Annotated in this window: 15 protein-coding genes; 14 read left to right on the forward strand and 1 reads right to left on the reverse strand. The window is 65.4% G+C overall.

Features of this window, described 5'->3' with window-relative positions:
• Positions 1–193: 193 nt before the first annotated feature.
• From murA to AC1DXI_RS06800, 5 genes are all read left to right on the forward strand, one after another.
• Positions 194–1,519 carry a UDP-N-acetylglucosamine 1-carboxyvinyltransferase gene (gene murA / locus AC1DXI_RS06780; protein ID WP_476937976.1) on the forward strand — a complete coding sequence of 442 codons (1,326 nt, stop codon included), beginning with the start codon at positions 194–196 and terminating at the stop codon, positions 1,517–1,519.
• 10 nt (positions 1,520–1,529) lie between these two features.
• A complete protein-coding gene (locus AC1DXI_RS06785) occupies positions 1,530–2,276 on the forward strand; it encodes a lysophospholipid acyltransferase family protein (RefSeq protein ID WP_476937977.1) in 747 nt (248 codons plus the stop codon).
• Positions 2,273–3,340, forward strand: coding sequence for an NAD(P)H-dependent glycerol-3-phosphate dehydrogenase (locus AC1DXI_RS06790; RefSeq protein WP_476937978.1), 1,068 nt, complete (start codon positions 2,273–2,275; stop codon positions 3,338–3,340). Before AC1DXI_RS06785 ends, AC1DXI_RS06790 begins: the two co-directional genes overlap by 4 nt.
• A 17-nt stretch (positions 3,341–3,357) precedes the next feature.
• Complete coding sequence (locus AC1DXI_RS06795) at positions 3,358–4,488, forward strand: D-alanine--D-alanine ligase family protein (protein WP_476937979.1); 1,131 nt, start codon at positions 3,358–3,360, stop codon at positions 4,486–4,488.
• A 105-nt stretch (positions 4,489–4,593) separates the two neighbouring features.
• Positions 4,594–5,553 (forward strand): IS481 family transposase, encoded by a 960-nt coding sequence (locus AC1DXI_RS06800; RefSeq protein ID WP_476937980.1) that lies wholly within the window; start codon positions 4,594–4,596, stop codon positions 5,551–5,553.
• 46 nt (positions 5,554–5,599) lie between these two features.
• Here the strand turns inward: AC1DXI_RS06800 and AC1DXI_RS06805 are convergent, their stop codons facing one another.
• Entirely contained in the window at positions 5,600–6,100 is a 501-nt protein-coding gene (locus AC1DXI_RS06805; protein ID WP_476937981.1) for a DUF3515 family protein, read from the reverse strand.
• A gap of 571 nt (positions 6,101–6,671) precedes the next feature.
• Here AC1DXI_RS06805 and AC1DXI_RS06810 point away from each other — a divergent pair.
• The 9 genes from AC1DXI_RS06810 to AC1DXI_RS06850 are packed head-to-tail and all read left to right on the forward strand — an operon-like array spanning position 6,672 to position 17,796.
• Positions 6,672–6,977 (forward strand): hypothetical protein, encoded by a 306-nt coding sequence (locus tag AC1DXI_RS06810; RefSeq protein ID WP_476937982.1) that lies wholly within the window; start codon positions 6,672–6,674, stop codon positions 6,975–6,977.
• A gap of 5 nt (positions 6,978–6,982) precedes the next feature.
• Positions 6,983–8,242: a glycosyltransferase family 4 protein gene (locus tag AC1DXI_RS06815; protein ID WP_476937983.1), complete on the forward strand. Its 1,260-nt coding sequence runs from the start codon at positions 6,983–6,985 to the stop codon at positions 8,240–8,242.
• Entirely contained in the window at positions 8,239–9,975 is a 1,737-nt protein-coding gene (locus AC1DXI_RS06820; protein ID WP_476937984.1) for a glycosyltransferase family 4 protein, read from the forward strand. Before AC1DXI_RS06815 ends, AC1DXI_RS06820 begins: the two co-directional genes overlap by 4 nt.
• Positions 9,972–10,883 (forward strand): ABC transporter permease, encoded by a 912-nt coding sequence (locus AC1DXI_RS06825; RefSeq protein WP_476937985.1) that lies wholly within the window; start codon positions 9,972–9,974, stop codon positions 10,881–10,883. The genes AC1DXI_RS06820 and AC1DXI_RS06825 overlap by 4 nt, the downstream gene beginning before the upstream one ends.
• Positions 10,870–11,760 carry an ABC transporter ATP-binding protein gene (locus AC1DXI_RS06830; RefSeq protein ID WP_476937986.1) on the forward strand — a complete coding sequence of 297 codons (891 nt, stop codon included), beginning with the start codon at positions 10,870–10,872 and terminating at the stop codon, positions 11,758–11,760. The genes AC1DXI_RS06825 and AC1DXI_RS06830 overlap by 14 nt, the downstream gene beginning before the upstream one ends.
• Positions 11,761–11,763: 3 nt before the next feature.
• A complete protein-coding gene (locus tag AC1DXI_RS06835) occupies positions 11,764–13,686 on the forward strand; it encodes a glycosyltransferase family protein (RefSeq protein WP_476937987.1) in 1,923 nt (640 codons plus the stop codon).
• Between the two features lie 7 nt (positions 13,687–13,693).
• Positions 13,694–15,004, forward strand: coding sequence for a UDP-N-acetyl-D-mannosamine dehydrogenase (gene wecC / locus AC1DXI_RS06840; RefSeq protein ID WP_476937988.1), 1,311 nt, complete (start codon positions 13,694–13,696; stop codon positions 15,002–15,004).
• Between the two features lie 13 nt (positions 15,005–15,017).
• Entirely contained in the window at positions 15,018–15,833 is an 816-nt protein-coding gene (locus AC1DXI_RS06845) for a hypothetical protein (protein WP_476937989.1), read from the forward strand.
• A gap of 4 nt (positions 15,834–15,837) precedes the next feature.
• Positions 15,838–17,796 carry a glycosyltransferase family 2 protein gene (locus tag AC1DXI_RS06850; RefSeq protein ID WP_476937990.1) on the forward strand — a complete coding sequence of 653 codons (1,959 nt, stop codon included), beginning with the start codon at positions 15,838–15,840 and terminating at the stop codon, positions 17,794–17,796.
• Positions 17,797–17,808: the final 12 nt, after the last annotated feature.

Consider the following 17,808-nt stretch of genomic DNA (forward strand, 5'->3'; position numbering starts at 1 on the left):
TTTCTGCCACGCCGAGGACAATGAGATTGTGCAGCGACACCTGCGCCAACAATAGGGTGCCGTATCCGTGTAGCCGGAGCCACTGTGAGGCCGCTGGAACCGCTCTGTATTTCGGATCGGTAACGGATACTCCTATGCTTAGCTGGAGCCTTTGTAAGGATTTGGGGGCGAGTAGTCGTGAGGAAACCGGTATATGAGTAGTGTTCTGACAATCCGCGGAGGCGTCCCGCTAACTGGCCGCGTCACCGTTCGCGGGGCTAAGAATCTTGTCCCCAAAGCCATGGTGGCCGCCCTTCTGGGCAATGAACCATCGGTGTTGCGCAACGTCCCGGAAATCAAGGACGTCGAGGTTGTCACTAGCCTGCTCCAACTCCATGGCGTCAGGGTTGATAAGGACCCCGTCACCGGTGATCTGACGCTTGACCCGAAGGGTGCCAAGACCGCCTCCAGCACGGCGATCGACGCCCACGCCGGCGATTCGCGCATCCCGATCCTGCTGTGCGGGCCGCTGATCCACGCCATCGGCGAGGCCTTCATTCCGGACCTGGGTGGCTGCAAGATCGGTGACCGTCCGATCGACTACCACCTCAATGTCCTGCGCCAGTTCGGCGCCGTCGTGGAAAAGCGCCCCGGCGGCATCCACATCTCCGCGCCCAACGGGCTCAAGGGCGCCAAGATTGCGCTGCCCTACCCGTCCGTGGGCGCCACCGAGCAGGTCCTGCTGAGCGCCACGCGCGCCGAAGGCATCACCGAACTTTCCGGGGCAGCCACCGAGCCGGAAATCGTGGACCTCATCGCGGTGCTGCAGAAGATGGGCGCCATCATCAGCGTCCAGACTGACCGCACCATCCGCATCGAAGGGGTCCGGGACCTCGGCGGCTACAACCACCGCGCCCTCTCGGACCGCAACGAGTCCGCCTCCTGGGCTTCCGCGGCCTTGGTCACCCGCGGAGACATCTTTGTCGAAGGCGCCACGCAGCGCGACATGATGACCTTCCTGAACACGTACCGCAAGGTCGGCGGCGGCATGGACATCGGCGACGACGGCATCCGCTTCTACCACCGCGGCGGCAAGCTCAACCCCCTGGTCCTCGAAACAGATGTGCACCCCGGTTTCATGACGGACTGGCAGCAGCCGCTCATCGTCGCCCTGACCCAGGCCGAGGGCGTTTCGATCGTCCACGAGACCGTGTATGAGAACAGGTTCGGCTTCACCGATGCACTGATCCGCATGGGCGCCAATATCCAGGTCCACCGCGAGTGCCTCGGCAGCGTGCCGTGCCGCTTCGGCCAGCGCAACTTCCTGCACTCCGCCGTCATCTCCGGTCCGACGCAGCTCAAGGGCACCGACATCGACGTTCCGGACCTGCGCGGCGGATTCAGCCACCTCATTGCCGCCCTGGCCGCCACCGGCACCTCCCGCGTCACGGGAATCGACATCATTAACCGCGGCTACGAGCGCTTCACCGAGAAGCTCGCCGGCCTCGGCGCCGATTTCGACATCACCTCGGTCAAGTAGCGGGGGACCTGTGAAGGAATCGGCCAAGAGCCACGTCACGTTCGTGACAGTCGCCGGGATCATCCGTCCCGTGATGAACCTCCTCATGGGAAAGAAGTGGGAAGGCCTCGAAAAGCTCCCCGCCGGGGGCTTCATCGCCGCGCCCAACCACTGCACTGAGATCGACCCGCTGGTGGTGGGGCACATGCTCTACAACCAGAAACGGATGCCGCACTTCCTTGCCAAGGCCGGCCTCTTCAAGGTTCCGGTGCTGGGCGCTGTCCTGCGTTCCACCAAACAGATCCCGGTGGAACGTTCGACGACGGGGGCGAACCGTTCGCTGCAACTCGCCAAAGAGATCGTGAACGAAGGCGGGGCGATCATCATCTACCCGGAGGGAACCCTGACCCGGGACCCGGCACTCTGGCCGATGAAGGGGCACACCGGTGCCGCGCGCATGGCGCTGGAGAGCGGCATTCCCGTGGTGCCCATCGCCCACTGGGGTGCCCAAGAGGTCTTCCCGCGGTATGCGAAGCGTTTCTATATTTTCCCCCGCAAGACCTCCCGCCTGGTGGTCGGGGATCCCGTGGACCTGAGCGCCTTTGAGGGCCGCCCGCTGGACAAGGCGACGCTCGCCGCAGCCACGAATGCCATCATGGACGCCATCACCGGCCTCCTGGCAGGACTGCGCGGAGAACAACCGCCCGCCCAGCGGTGGGACCCAGCAGCGCACAACCAGCCCACGCACGGCCGTATAGACCCGGACGTCACAGCGTGACGGCGGATATTGCGACGTCGGTCAGCCGCGGATCCGGGTCCGCCACTACCGTGGCCGTCCTGGGGGCAGGCTCCTGGGGCACGACCTTCGCCAAGGTCGTTGCCGACGCCGCCACGGCCTCCGGGGTCGAACGAACCATCCGCCTCTGGGGCCGGCGGCCCGAAGTCGTGGACCAGATCAATACCATGCACCGCAACGAGCAGTATCTGAAGGGCATCACGCTGCCGTCCAGCATCACGGCGTCGAAGGACGTTTCCGAGGTCCTGGCGGGCGCGGAGCTGGTCATTCTGGCCGTGCCGGCACAAACCCTGCGGCCGCAACTGAAGGCCTGGAAGGAGCATCTGGCGCCTGGAGCCGTCGTGGTGTCCCTGATGAAGGGCCTCGAGCTCCACACCGACGCCCGCATGAGCGAGGTCATCTGCACGGAGCTGGACCTGCCCGCGGACCGGGTTGCCGTGGTATCCGGCCCCAACCTGGCCATGGAGATCGCCCGGGAAGAGCCAACGGCATCCGTCGTGGCCTGCACGGAACCGGTCACCGCAGGCTGGATCGCGCGCAGCTGCACCGCGCCCTATTTCCGCCCGTACACCACGAGCGACGTGATCGGCGTCGAAATCGGCGGGATCGTCAAGAACATCATTGCCCTGGCCGTCGGCATCTGTGAAGGCAAGCAGATGGGCGACAACACCAAGGCCTCGGTCATCACCCGCGGCCTGGCGGAGACCTCCCGGCTGACACTCGCCCTGGGCGGCGAAGCCCGGACCATGGCAGGGCTTGCCGGACTGGGTGACCTGGTAGCCACCTGTTCCTCACCCCTGTCCCGAAACCACACGGCCGGCAGGCTGCTGGGCAAGGGGCTGACCCTCGAGCAGGTCACCGCCGAAATGAAGCAAACGGCCGAAGGCATCAAGTCCAGCCAGGCGGTCCACGAACTTGCCGGAAAGCTCGGCGTCGATATGCCGATCACGGCCGCCGTCGTCGCGGTCCTTGCCGGAAAACTGTCCGTAGACGAACTGGGGCCGCTGCTGCTGTCCCGGGACCTGAAACCCGAAGGCGATCACTGAGAGTGTCAGAGAACAACATGACCACAGAAGGCCGTACGGGCCAGCCCAAGCCCCGCGTGGCGGTGCTGTTCGGCGGCCGCTCCAGCGAGCACGCCGTCAGCTGCGTGACAGCTGCCGGCGTGCTGGGCGCCATCGACAAGGACAAGTACGACGTCATCCCGATCGGGATCGCCAAGACCGGCCAGTGGGTTTTGGCCTCCGGCGGGACCGACGAGTGGTCGCTCTCCGCCTCGTCGTTGCCCGAGGTGGCACCCTCGGCGCAGACCGTGACCCTGGCCGAGATCGGCGGCGAGCACCAGCTGATCGTCGCAGCCCCGAATACTGTTCCGCAGGAGCTCGGCACCGTCGACGTCGTCTTCCCGCTGCTGCACGGTCCCTTCGGCGAAGACGGAACCATCCAGGGCCTCCTGGAACTGTCCGACACCCGATACGTGGGCGCGGGCGTGCTCGCGTCCGCCGTTGGCATGGACAAACACTTCATGAAGGTGGTCTTTGAATCGGCCGGGCTCCACGTGGGACCCTACATCGCCGTGACCGACCGGCAGTGGCGCAACGATCCCGAGACCGTCCGCAAGCGCGTGGATCAGCTCGGCTTCCCGGTCTTCGTCAAGCCCGCCCGGGCAGGGTCTTCCATGGGCATCTCCAAGGTGGATTCCCTCGATGGCCTCGACGCCGCCATTGAGATCGCCCGCGAGCACGACCCGAAGCTGGTTATCGAGGCCGGCATCACGGGCCGCGAGATCGAATGCGCCGTGCTGGAGGGCCGGGGGACCGATGCTCCCCGGACATCGATGCCGGGCGAGATCTCCGTCGCGGGCGGCGGGCACGAGTTCTATGACTTCAACGCCAAATATGTGGACGACGCCGCGGCCCTCAGCTGCCCGGCCGACCTCCCCGAAGAAGCGATCACCCGCGTCCGGGAACTGGCCGCCGTCGCCTTCGACGCCGTCGGCGGCGAGGGACTGAGCCGGGTTGACTTCTTCTACACCCCTGACGGCGAACTGATCATCAACGAGATCAACACCATGCCCGGGTTTACGCCCAAGAGCATGTACCCGCAGATGTGGAAGGCCTCAGGGCTGGGCTACGCCGACCTGATTGACGAGCTGATCCACTTGGCCCTGCACCGCAAGACCGGCCTGCGCTAGATGTACTGGGCCGGGACGTTGTTGACACGTAGGGCTTGAAAACGAGGAGGACCTCCGGGCTAAGTGGAGCTGTCTAGTTCACACACTTTGCGCTCGGAGGTCCTCGTGTCCCACGTTAATGCACGTCTGACAGTTCATGGAAGACTCCTGATTGTTGACCGTGTGGCCGCCGGCCGCCCGGTCGCTCACATCGTTGCGGAGCTGGGCGTGTCCCGGCAGACCGCCTACCGGTGGGTCAGACGCTTCCGGGCCGAGGGCGCGGCCGGGCTGCCGGACCGCTCGAGCCGGCCCGGGACAACACCCACCCGCACGAGTCCCGAACGCGAACAGGCCGTCCTGGACGCCCGACGGTTCTTGAGGTTCGGGCCGCTGCGGGTCGCCGCGGCCACCGGGGTTCCGGCACGGACCGTGGGCCGGATCCTGCGCAGGCACGGGGTCCCGCGGCTCGCGGACTGCGACCCGCTGACCGGTGCCCCAATCCGCGCCGCCCGGACCACGAACAATCGGTACGAGCGGGCACGGCCCGGGGAACTCGTCCACCTGGACGTCAAGAAACTCGGACGCATCCCGGACGGCGGCGGCTGGCGCGCCCACGGCCGCTCGGAGCAGGTCAAGGGACGCGGGATCGGGTACGACTACGTCCACGTCGCGATCGACGACCACACCCGCATCGGCTACGCCGAGGTCCTCCCCGACGAAAAGGGCGCCACCGCCGCCGGGTTCCTCACCCGCGCCGCGGGCTACTTCGCAGGCCACGGCATCCGCCGGATCGAACGCGTCATCACCGACAACGCCTTCGCTTACCGCAACTCCACAGCGTTCCGTCAGGCCGTCACAGATCTTGGAGCAGTCCAGCGCTTCATCAAGCCCCACTGCCCTTGGACCAACGGCAAAGCCGAACGCTTCAACCGGACCCTGCAAACCGAATGGGCCTACCGGCAGGTCTTCACCAGCAGCAACCACCGCCAAGCCGCCCTTGCACCCTGGCTCGAGCACTACAACACTGAACGAATCCACACCGGCATCGGAACCCCACCCATCACCCGGGTGTCACCAACCTCATGACCCATTACACCTAGAACCGGGCAGGCACGGACGCGCCTGCCCGGGTCTATTTGCTGGTGGGCAGGTTCTGCAGGTCCTCTTGGCCCACGCAATTCCGGGTTGCCGGGATCTTCAGCGCGGCGGCGGAGAGGTCCGCCAGCACGGTGGCCGAACTGATCTTGTCCGGATCCATCAGGATCTCCGTGGCCGGTTCGCGGCCGAACGTGGTCAACGTCCACACGGGGTTGCCTTCTTTGATGACCCAGTCGACGTCGTTGACGCTCACGCAGCGGTCCGTCGTGGGGCCGGGAACGTTGACGCCGCAGCGCAGGATCACCAAGGACGGATCGCCCCAGGCCGCCGTGGCCTGGGCATTGGTCTTGCGCAGCTTGGCATCGCCGATCGCGTCTGGGAGCGCCAGCATCATCGGTGCGCAGGCCGCGTTCGCAGCGTCCTTCGCGGGCGTGACGTCGACTGCCGGCGAACAGGACGTCAACGCCAGGCCGGCTGCGGCAGCCGCCGCCAGAAGGGGAAATCGCGCGGAAAGAGGGCGGCTGAACGGGAGCATTTATCCAGCTTAACCCGCCCCGCGTGGCGCTCCTGCCACGCTCCAGGGACGGCGGGTAGTATCTCTTTGAACAGACTGACTCTAGCCTTCGAGTAGACTGGGACCTCGTGCACCTCTGTGGCTCTGCCGCCAATGACGTTAGTGTTGGCCGCATAACGCACACCTGATTCAATCTCGCACTGTGGGGGAGGGACTGTCGATGACGTCGTGCAGCCGAAAGAAAACTATACGAATGGGGCTGGGAGCTTTGCTCCTGGCCATCTCAGTCATGGGCGCGGCGACAACCGCCAATGCCGATGACCAGGTAATCCCTAGCCCGTCGGAAACGGCGATTTCACCCTCGCCAACGCCGTCCGTACCGGGGCCGGTACAGCCCTCACCGGATCCTGCGCCGACTCCTCCGACTGAACCGGTGATCGTGCCCCCGCCGGCGGAAACTCCGGCGCCGCCCGTTGGGACATCGGCGCCAGTGGACCCCGCGCCTGCACCGGCAGTGCCTCCCGTCGCGCCGGTGGAGTCGCCGGCTGTTCCACTCGAAACGCCGGGGCCCGTAGTCGAGGTGCCGCCCGTCATGGCGCCCGTAGTCCCGCCACCCGCTGCCCCGGCTCCCGCGGTTGAAGAAACCCCTTCGGAGACGCCCMCCCCCTCGCCCACCCCGACGTCGCCGCCGTCAACGGCCCCCGCCGTCATCGCAACCCCCACCGATCCTCCTGTGATGGTGAAGTCCGAGGTCCAGGCCGCAGTGGCAGTCGCCACCGGTAGTCCCTTGGCCGTTCAGGCCATCACGGTGCTGCTCCTGCTGGGCCTGGGCTTTGCTTACTTCCGGTTCATCGGCTCGAAAAAGGTCACTGGTCTTCCGCGCACCCGTAAGTCCTGACGCCCATGCAAGATCACGTCTTGATGGAGTCCGCCGCGGTCAAAACCACGAGAGATGGCCTGCAAATCACCTTGATCACCCATTCCTACTGGCCCGAACAGAGCCCGCCGCAGCGGCGCTGGACCGCCATGATCAAGGAGTTCTCCCATTCCGGCTGGAACGTCGACGTCGTGACCCCGGTGGCGCACTATCCTTTCGGCCGGCGCGCCCTCCCGCGCTGGATGGCGGGCAGGCCGTTCCGGCTGCGCAACGGCCAGTTCACCGAGAAAATTCTCCACGTCCCCTACCTGCGCCACGGCAACTCCCGTGCCGCACGGCTGCTGGATCAGTGCTATTCGGCACTTTTGTCGGTCCCTGCCGGAATGATGGTCCGCAAGCCCGATGTCGTCATTGTCACGGCACCCGGCCTGCCGTCGCTGGCTGCCGGCTATGCCCTGGCCAAAATGCGCCGCGTCCCACTGATCGTGGAAATGCGCGACGCCTGGCCGGACCTGGCCCGCGACGCCCGCCTGGTCCAAGGCAGTGTCAAAAGCGTTGTGGAACATGTGGTGGACTTTGTCCAGCACCGGGCGGACCTCGTGGTCACCGTCACGGACGGATTCGCCGCCACGCTGCGGTCGCGCGGAGTCCGGAATGTGGCCACCGTCAGCAACGGCGTGCACTTGGACTCCATCCCCGTCGTCGGACCGCCTGAACCCGAGCGGGACGTCTTCGAGGCCCTGTACCTGGGGAACCACGGCGAGAGCCAGAAGCTCGACGTGGCGATCCGCGCGAGCGCCCTCGTGGGGGACTCCATGCACCTGCACCTGGTGGGCCACGGAACGCAGAGGCCTGCGTTGGAGAAGCTGGCACGTGAGCTGAAGGCCCCTGTCACCTTCCACCCGCCCCTGACCGGGGACGACATGCTGGAGCGCTACGCGTCGGCCGACACCTGCATCGTCTCCCTGCGGGACGACTGGAAGTCCTTCGAAACCACCGTGCCGTCCAAGACCTACGAGGTCTTGGCTATCGGCCGGCACATCACGGCCGTGGTGCGTGGAGAGGCCGCCAGAATCGTCTCCGACGCCGAGGCCGGCGACATCGTGGCCAGTGATCCGGAAGAGCTGGCGGCACTCTGGCGCGAGCTGGCTGCCGACCGCGGCCGCCTGGTCCGCAATGGCGACAGCCGCCAGTGGGTCAAAGCGAACGCCGAATACGAGCAACTCGCCGGCCGCTACATGGAACTGATCACTGAACTGCTCGCGGAAACCCGCGATAACCGATGATGCAGCTTCTCAACAACGTCAGGCTGGCCCAGAGCGTCGTCAGGCAGCACCTGACCGACGATCCTGTCATCCTGTTCCTGCAGCTTTCGCGCAGGATGCCCTCGGCCGTCCTGCCGATCGCGAAGCGCCTGTGCCAACTGGTCCCGAAGAACTCCACCTCCGCGGCCGTGCTGTTCGCGGCACTCGCCGCCGGAGACGGCTCCGACGCCGAACGCCGGCTGCGCATCGCCGCCGGAGGCAGCGTCGAAGGTGAGCGTGCGCGGCGCCTGGCCGACGTCGCCCTCGCCGCGAACCTTCCGGAGATGTCGGATGTATTTCTGGCCAAGGCAGGCGCCGCGCAGCACGTACAACGGGCCCGGGCACGGCGACTCTGGTACGACGGCGCCGTCAGCGAAGCTGTGCAGGCGCTCGACGGAGCGGGAGCGGCGGGCTTGCGGCAACGGGCGCGCCTGTCTGCTGAGGCGGCAATTCTGGCGGACGCATCGCCGTCGCTGGAGTACCGGGACTACACACCGGTTCCCGGCCGGATCCTTCATCTGCTGACAAATTCGCTGCCGCACACCGCCAGCGGTTATGCTCAGCGTTCCCATTCCTCGCTGCTGGCGCAGCAGGCGGCCGGGTGGGAAGTGCTGGCGGTGACCCGGATGGGCTATCCCGTGCAGGTTGGGAAACTCCTTGCCAAAGCCACAGACAGCGTGGACGGCATCCGGTACCACCGGCTCCTGCCTGCGACTATGGCCCAGAACATTGACGCCCGGCTGCAGCAGCAGGCGGAAGAACTGCTCGCCGTGGCCCTGGACTTCAGGCCCAGCGTCCTGCATACCACCACGCACTACGTCAATGGACTGGTAGTGCGGGCCGTGGCCCAGGCCCTCGGCATTCCTTGGGTCTACGAGGTGCGCGGCCAGCTGGCCGACACCTGGGCCTCCACCCGCGGGCCCGAGGCCCGGAACAGCGAGAAATACCGGCTGTTTCAAAACCGGGAAACGGACGTCATGCAGGACGCTGACCTGGTGCTGACCCTCGGGACAGCCATGAAAGCGAACATAGTCGCCGCCGGGATCCCGGGCAGCAAAGTCCTGATTGCCCCCAACTCTGTTGGCGGTGACTTCCTCACGGAGCCCCTGGACAAAGCCTGCGCTCGGCGTGAGCTCGGTCTCGCAGAGGACGGGCAATTCATTGGCACAGTCAGCAGCTTGGTACCCTATGAAGGGATCGAGGACCTCCTGGCCGCGTTCGTGCTGCTCGCCGAGGATATGCCTGAACTCCGGCTCCTGATCGTCGGCGACGGTACCTCCCTGCCGGCGCTGCAGATACAGGCGCAGCGAAGCGGCTACGCCGATCGCATCATCTTCACAGGCCGCGTGCCCCGGAGCCGGACGGCCCTGTACCATCAAGCGCTGGATGTATTCGTTGTGCCGCGCAAGGATCTGGAGGTGACGCGATCAGTGACGCCGCTCAAACCCGTGGAAGCTATGGCTTGCGCCCGGCCCGTAGTGGCCAGCGACTTGCCGGCATTGGCGGAAATTGTTGAAGACCGCGTGACCGGTCTCTTGGCGGAGGCGGGGGATCCTGCGGCCTGCGCCAAGGCTGTCCGGGAGTTGCTTTCGGACCCGGAGCTGGCTGCCGGGTTCGGAGCTGCCGGCCGGGAACGTGTCTTGCAGGAAAGAACATGGGCCGCCAACGCGGTTGCCCTGGCACGAGAGTTGGAAATGCTGGGAGTAACCAAATGAGCATCCAAGAAAAATCGGAAGCAGAACAAACCAAAACCGCGCAGACGGAGACACCCGCCACAGTCTCGGTGCCCGTGAATCTTGTCCGGTTGAGCAAGGTTGGGCAGCGGCCAGATTTCCTCGACTACCTCGTCCAGCTGTGGGACCGCCGCAGTTTCATCTTGTTCGACGCCCGGGCCAGGGTGCAGAGCGGAAACGACAAACACCATTTGGGCTCAGCGTGGCTGGTGTTGACACCAGCCCTGAACGGCCTCAGTTTCTACCTGATCTTTGGCGTGTTCCTGGGTACCAGCAAGGGCATCGAGAACTTCATCGGCTACCTGATCGTCGGGGTGTTTACGTTCTCGATGTCCACCCGTTCCATCCTTGGCGGGGCAAAGTCGCTCACCAGCAACACGTCCATGATCCGGGCCTTCCAGTTTCCCCGCGCGTCCCTGCCCATCGCCCTCAACGTGAGAGAATTTCTCTCCAACGTTCCCGTGACCATCGTGATGCTGCTGTTTGTCATCTTCACGGCACCCGCCGAGGAAATCACGTGGCGCTGGCTGCTGATCATTCCGGCGATCCTGCTGCAGTTCCTGTTCAATTTGGGGATTGGAATGTTGCTGGCCCCCGTAATCCTGAAGATCCCGGACCTGACGCACCTGCTCTCGTTCATCATTCGATTCTTGATGTATGTCTCGGCGGTCTTCTTCGCGGAGGACCGCTTCGGCAGTTACCCCATCGTGCGCACCATCATGGATTACAACCCGATCTTCCAGGTCATCAAGGTCATCCGCGACTCGGTCCTCTACAACACCACGCCATCCTGGCGGTCCTGGGCCGTCTTAGGCCTGTGGGCGCTGGGTTCAATTGCCGCCGGGCTATTTGTCTTCTGGCGCGGAGAGGAAAGTTATGGACGTGTCTGAAATTTCAGGCAGCCCCATGTCGGAGCCCACAGTGGTGGTGGACGATATTTCGGTCGTCTACCGGACCAAGAACCAGACTCCCGGGCGTACCAACTCCCGGACCTCGGTGCTGAAGAGACTACGGACGCCCCGCCGTGGCGACAGTGTTGTGCGCACGACCGCGTTGAGCCGGATTTCGTTCGTGGCCAACCAGGGCGATTCGATCGGCGTCATAGGGCGCAACGGCTCTGGCAAGAGCACCCTCATGAAGGTCCTTGCCGGCCTCATCATCCCCGACTCAGGCACCGTTTACGCTGCGAGTAACCCCATCCTCCTGGGCGTCAACGCAGCCCTAATCAGTTCCATTTCAGGTGCGCAGAATATCCGGCTCGGTTGTCTTGCCATGGGCATGAGCCACGCGGAAATCGATGCAAAGTTCGATGACATTGTGGAAATGTCCGGGCTGGAGCACGAGGTCTACCACCCGATGAACTCCTACTCCTCGGGCATGGGAGCGCGACTGCGCTTTGCCATCGCCGCTGCTGTGGATCCTGAGATCCTCCTCATCGACGAAGCCCTCAACACCGGCGACGCCCAGTTCAAGGAACGCTCCAAGAAGCGGATGGAACACGTGACGAGCCAGGCCGGAACCGTATTCGTGGTCAGCCACAGCCTCACAACGATTACTTCCATGTGCAACCGAGCCTTCTGGATTGACAAGGGCGACTTCATCATGGACGGAACGCCCGACGAAGTTGCCAAGGAATACCGGAACTTCATTTGGCGGATCAACGAGGGCAACGCCGACTACGGGCGCAAGATCCGGGCTGAGCTGATGGCGAGCCTGCCCGAAATGCGGACCACGCTGCTTCCCAACGGTTGGAAGCGGTCCAGGTAAACTATGAGTTTTCGAGACAGGACGGCGTACTGGCGCCGTGCCATGTGGCACGCCCGCCGGGGCGGTATGGGGCAGGTCAAGAGCTACATGCACCGCAGCACGGCCGAGCGCGATGAGGCCAGCCTTGCAGGCGTCCGGGGTGCGGAGGGGGCCTGGCGCGGCCTCGGACGCGGCCGGCACCTGATCTTCCGTGAAGCCGAGGTTGGCGTTGCTGAGCCGAGGAACCCCCAGTTGCGCGTGGGCATCATCATGGACGATTTCTCCGCTGCCGCGTTCTCCGCCGAGTGGACGGTCGTGGCGCTCAGGCCGGATGGCTGGGAAGAGCAGCTGCGTGACGAGGCCTTGGACTTCGTCGTCGTCGAATCCGCCTGGGCCGGCAACGCCGGTCTCTGGCGGGGAAAAATCACAAGCCCGGCAGGGCCTTCGACGGTTTTCCGCGACCTCGTTGAGGGCTGCCGGGCGGCCGGACTTCCGGCGGTCTTCTGGAACAAGGAAGACCCGCCCCACTACGAGGACTTCCTGCCTGCTGCGAAACTCTTCGACCACGTCTTCACCACTGACTCCAACATGCTTGCCCGCTACCGTGAGGACCTGGGCCACAACAGGATTTCCGTTCTGCCGTTCGCCGCGCAGCCGCGTATCCACAACCCGGCACGGCCCAGGCACGGCTGGCACGCACGGGAGATCGCCTTCGCCGGAATGTACTTTGCGCATAAGTACGAGGACCGCCGTCGGCAGATGGAGTACTTGCTGGGCGCGGCCATTGACGCGACGGCGGGCAAGCGCCCCGGCTTTGAGATCTTTTCCCGGCAGCTCGGCCGGCAGCCGCAGTATCAGTTCCCCGGGATCCTGAAGAAGCATGTTGTGGGCTCCTTGTCTTACAAACAAATGCTGACCGCCTACAAGGCGTACAAAGTCTTCCTAAATGTCAACTCCGTCACGGACTCGCCATCTATGTGCGCACGGCGAATTTTCGAGATTACCGCGGCGGGATCCTGCGTTGTCTCGACCCCCAGCGCCGCCATCACGGAATTCTTCCCGGGCAATGAAATCCCCACCGCAGGCACGCGCGAAGATGCCGCACACCTGCTGAAGGCACTGACCGCCAATCCGGACTATGCCCAGCGCCTGGTCCACAAGGCCCAGCGCAGGATCTGGGCCGAGCACACCTTCAGCCACCGGGCACAGACCATCGCGGCCGCGGCCCGGCCCGAGCTGGCCCCCCGGGCTCCCCGTGCCCAGGTGTCGGTCCTCGTGTCGAGCTTCCGGCCGCAACAGCTGGAGCATGTCATCGCGGGGGTGGCCGCCCAGCAGGGCGTGGACGTCCAGCTCGTGTACCTCGCCCACGGGTTTGAGATCGACGAAGCCGCGTTCCGGCGCAAATGCCTGGAAACGGGGATTCTCGACGTCGTGGTTCTTCAGGAACCGCAGCAGACCATGCTCGGTGCGTGCCTCAATTCCCTAGTGGCGAAGGCCGACGGCCAGTTCGCCACCAAATGGGACGACGACGACGTATACAGCCCGCTGTACCTGGGCGACCAGGTCCACGCCATGATGTACTCCGAAGCCGAGGTTGTCGGCAAGCGGGCGCACTACATGCACCTGGCCGGGGCCGGGGCTACTATCCTGCGCAACCCGCAACTGGAACACCGCTACGTCGAAGCAGTCTCCGGACCGACCATCTTCGCCGCCACGGACACCTTCAGGCGTTTTCCGTTCCAGCCCGTGCCACGCGGAGAGGACTCGCGTTTCCTGAGCGACATCATCGAGGCCGGCGCACGGATCTACTCGGCAGACCGCTTTAATTACTGCCAGATGCGCGGCGCCGACGTGGCCTCGCACACCTGGCCCATCACCAATGAAGAGCTCCTGGCTACTTCAAAAATTCAGTTCTTCGGTTCGCCCGAAGACCACATCTTAGTTTAGGGAAGACATGGACGAGACGATTTTTGATGTTGCCGTCATCGGGCTCGGCTACATCGGCCTGCCCACCGCGGCCAGCTTCGCCGCCAAAGGCAAGCTCGTGGCCGGCGTCGACGTGAAGCAGTCCACCATTGACGCCGTCAACCGTGGAGAGGTTCCCTTCGTGGAACCCGACATGGGCGTGGTGGTCTCTGGCGCGGTCAGCCTCGGTAACCTCGTGGCCATGACCAGCGTGCCTGCGGCCGATGCCTACATCATTGCCGTACCCACCCCGCTGGCTGAGGGCAACGGCGCCGATCTGTCCTACCTGCGCAGCGCGGTCGAGGCCCTCGCGCCGAAGCTCCGCGGTGGCGAATTGGTGGTCCTGGAATCGACGTCGCCTCCCGGCACGACCGAACGCCTTGGGGCCCACCTCATGGAACTGCGGCCCGACCTGTCGCTCGACGCCGCTCCCGGAAAGAAGCAGGTCCACGTTGTGCACTCCCCGGAGCGCGTTCTGCCGGGCCGGATCATGATCGAAATCGTCACCAACGACCGCGTGATCGGCGGCCTCACCGAGGAAGGCGCCCAGCTGGCCAAGCGGCTGTATGAGGTCATCTGCCAGGGCGAAATCCTGCTGACGGACGCCACCACAGCAGAGATGACCAAGCTGGTGGAAAACACGTTCCGCGACGTCAACATCGCCTTTGCCAACGAGCTCTCGCTGATTTGCGACAGCCTCGGCATCGATGTCTGGAGGCTGATCGAGCTGGCGAACCACCACCCCCGCGTGAACGTTCTGCGCCCCGGCCCCGGCGTCGGCGGCCACTGTATCGCCGTCGACCCCTGGTTCATCGTGGACGCCGTCCCGGAGCACTCCGGACTGATCCGGACGGCGCGTGAAGTCAACGACTCCAAGCCCCACCACGTGGTCCGGCAGGCAGTTCAGGCACTGGCCGATCAGCCGGGCGCCACCGTGGCTGTCCTCGGACTGGCCTTCAAGGCCAACATCGACGACGTCCGTGAGTCGCCGTCGGTGACGATCGTCCAGGAACTGGTCCGGCAGCTACCGGACAGCACCGTCCTGGTGGTCGACCCGAACGTTGAGGAACTCCCCGCCGCCCTGAAAGCGTCCGGACTCGCACGCCTCCACGGCATAGAGGAAGCCGTAGCCGAGGCAGATCTCGTGATGCTCCTGGTGGACCACGACGAATTTCTGGCTCTTGACTCCATGGCTTTGGAGGGCAAGCAGGTCATTGACACCAAGGGCATCTGGAACCAGCAGGAGCCTGCAGATCCCAGCCGGCCGCACACCCCTGTGGGGGCCAGCGTAGGTGGATAGGGGAAGCCACGCAGTGACAGCATCCATTGAAGAAGAGCTGCGCGAGGCCGGCTTTGCACTCAAGGCCCTGCACACGCCGCAGCGGGAGACTCCTCTTGTCCGGATCCTGATCCGGGCCGCGAAAGCTACGGACCTGGAGATTGCCGGGACCGTCGCATCGCTATTCGGCTCGGCGTGTCAGGACTTCGCCGCGGACATTCTCGTGGAAGACAGCGGCCGGCCCAAGCTCGAGGAATGGCTGGCCACCGACCGCCGCTTCGCCTTTGTCCGGACCGACGGACAGCACATTGCCGAGTCCTCCTACACCTTGGTGCTCAGCGCCGGGACGGCCGTGGCCCTGCACTCGCTGGAGGCCATGATCGACACCCTGCGGCAGACGCAGGCACTGGTCCTCAGGGCACTGGTGGACGGGCAGCCAGGCGCGATCGAACTCTGGCCCACGGACACCCTTCGGGAGCTGTCCGGCTCCGGCGATCCCGAGCGATCTGCGCGCAGCACCGGCGGCGAGCGATGGGTCTCCGGCAGTGCCCTGGGCCTGCACGACTTCCGTCGACCCAAGCCCAAACTCCATCTGCGCAAAGGCGCCGCCGCCAGCCTTGACCTGAATATCGTGGTCCGGGACTTGGCAGACAGCGCCACGCGCCACGACTATGAGCAGCAGATCCGGCAGCTCGAGGCACGGCTTAAGAAGTCCGAGATCGAACGCCGCCGCCTGGAGCAGGGCCTTGCCCCGAACCGGGGCCTCTCCCGTGCCCGCGCAATTGTCCGCAAGGGCCCGGCTTACATCCTGGGCCGGCTGAAGGCCCGCACGGGCCGGGCCGGGAGCTAGGAGCATGCAGATCAAGAGCGTCCTTGTTAGCTCCATGGACCACTCCATGGCTGAGCTGGCGCTGGACCTGGGACTCAACTACGCCCGCACGGACTGGGAACACCGTGATCCCCGGAGCGGGTCCGGCTGGCAGCACGCCGTCCCCGCGGACCAACTCTGGTGGGCCACCTACGTTGTGCAGGCGGGGTCGCTGGCAGAGGCCCGGTCACTGCTTCCCCTGTTCCGCAGCGAGGGACGGGCGCAACGGTTCGTGCTGGTGATCCGCGGACTCTTCCCGGCCGCCGATCTCCCTGTCTGGACCCCGCGCAGCCTCCGGGACAAAGCCGGCACAACCGCGCTCACCGTGCCCGGGCTCGGCTTCGCGGTGGTGGTCGAGGGCGGCAAATGGGTGAATGTGCATGCAGCGGCCCTCGCGGCGCTGGGCTGCTGTTCGCCTGCTGCGCCGCGGCCGGTGCTGGGCGGACTCCGGCTCGGCTTTACTGAGCCCGCTGCCAGCGCCTGGCTCGCCGGGGACGCCCTGGGAAGCTTCATGACGGAGCAGCTCCTGTGCCCCGAGCCGGATGACATCTATTCCGTGGACGTGCTGATTGGGCGCAGCGAGCTCGCGCAGCAGCTCAGCGAGCAAATTGCAGGCCACCCCGGGCGTGTGATCCCGCCGGTCTGGACTCCGCCGGGGACCGTATTGCCTCCCGTCGATACCGCGGTCGTCTCACCCATGGGGTTTCTGCCGTACCCGGAGAAGGCGTCGCGGGCGCTCGAGCCGGACGATCTCGGGCTCGGGGGAGACTTGCGCGAAGCCGACGTCGCCGCCCTGCGGCCGCATGACTACCTTGAAGTGGATGGCGCCCGCTTCGGCGGTCTCGACTGGCAGTTGGCGCGGCGTCTGAGTCAACTGGCCGTCGCCGGCGTGCCGCTGCTGACACGGGAGTTGTCAACCCCGGTGCGGTCCCTGCTCGGCCATCAGGTGGTGGACTGCCTTCAGGCTTTCGACGCCGACGACCCGCGGGTGCTGCGGGAATCGAAGTCGATTGAGCTTCGCCGGACGGCACTGGACCGTTTCAGCCCGAAGGCCGTCTGGAACACTCTGCTGGGCCAGCTGGGCAAGCCGCTGCTTCCCTCGCCTTCCGTGAGCGTGATTCTGGCTACCCGCCGGCCCGAGAAGCTGGCGTCGGCATTGGATCAGCTGGCCCGCCAGAGCTGGGAATCGCTGGAAGTAGTAGTGGTCCTGCACGGCTTCGACACGGATATGCCGGAGGTCCGCCGCGCCGTAGAGGCCTACCCTGGCGAACTGCAGCTGCGCTCCGTTCCGGCCGACATGATTTTTGGCGATGTACTGAACGCCGGGGTCCGCGCCGCCCGCGGCGATCTCGTCTGCAAGATGGACGACGACGACTGGTACGGCCCGCACCACCTGCGGGACCTCGTCCACGCAAAGGACTTCAGTGGCGCCACCCTGGTCGGGGCCCAGGTCGAGTTCGTGTACCTGGAGAGCCTGGACATCACCACGCGCCGGCCCCCTCTCGGCGAGCAGTATTCGGACCATGTTGCGGGTGGCACCATGATGATCGGCAGGGACGAGCTGCGTCAGCTGGGCGGATGGCGGCCCGTCCATCGCGCCGTTGACCGCTGCCTCCTGCAGGCAGTCCAGGCCGCCGGGGGACTCATCTACCGCTCCCACGGCCAGAACTACATGATGCAACGCCACTCCGGTGCAGATTCACACGGCGGCCACACCTGGAATCCGGATGACAGCATCTTCCTGCAGAGTGTGGCCGAGCAGTGGGATGGCTTCAGGCCGCCGCCGCAGATCGGCGCCGTGCCGGGCCCGCCGGCCGGTGCGCGGCTCGAGGACATGCGCAGCCACTTCGCTTCTGCCGGGCCGTTCACCGCTTCTAGCGACTTCACAGGGCTCCCGGGCCCGCTCTTAGCTCCATCCGCCTGCACAACTTATCCGCATATTTAGAAGGCTCAGGGA

The organism is Arthrobacter sp. P1_H7 (assembly GCF_056405215.1).

Bases quoted from the DNA above. Each gene is read 5' to 3' on its own strand.
- AC1DXI_RS06805 (WP_476937981.1), bottom strand. From the start codon at position 6,100: ATGCTCCCGTTCAGCCGCCCTCTTTCCGCGCGATTTCCCCTTCTGGCG.
- AC1DXI_RS06825 (WP_476937985.1), top strand. From the start codon at position 9,972: ATGAGCATCCAAGAAAAATCGGAAGCAGAACAAACCAAAACCGCGCAG.
- AC1DXI_RS06850 (WP_476937990.1), top strand. From the start codon at position 15,838: ATGCAGATCAAGAGCGTCCTTGTTAGCTCCATGGACCACTCCATGGCT.
- AC1DXI_RS06795 (WP_476937979.1), top strand. From the start codon at position 3,358: ATGACCACAGAAGGCCGTACGGGCCAGCCCAAGCCCCGCGTGGCGGTG.
- AC1DXI_RS06820 (WP_476937984.1), top strand. From the start codon at position 8,239: ATGATGCAGCTTCTCAACAACGTCAGGCTGGCCCAGAGCGTCGTCAGG.
- AC1DXI_RS06835 (WP_476937987.1), top strand. From the start codon at position 11,764: ATGAGTTTTCGAGACAGGACGGCGTACTGGCGCCGTGCCATGTGGCAC.
- AC1DXI_RS06815 (WP_476937983.1), top strand. From the start codon at position 6,983: ATGCAAGATCACGTCTTGATGGAGTCCGCCGCGGTCAAAACCACGAGA.
- AC1DXI_RS06830 (WP_476937986.1), top strand. From the start codon at position 10,870: ATGGACGTGTCTGAAATTTCAGGCAGCCCCATGTCGGAGCCCACAGTG.
- murA (WP_476937976.1), top strand. From the start codon at position 194: ATGAGTAGTGTTCTGACAATCCGCGGAGGCGTCCCGCTAACTGGCCGC.
- wecC (WP_476937988.1), top strand. From the start codon at position 13,694: ATGGACGAGACGATTTTTGATGTTGCCGTCATCGGGCTCGGCTACATC.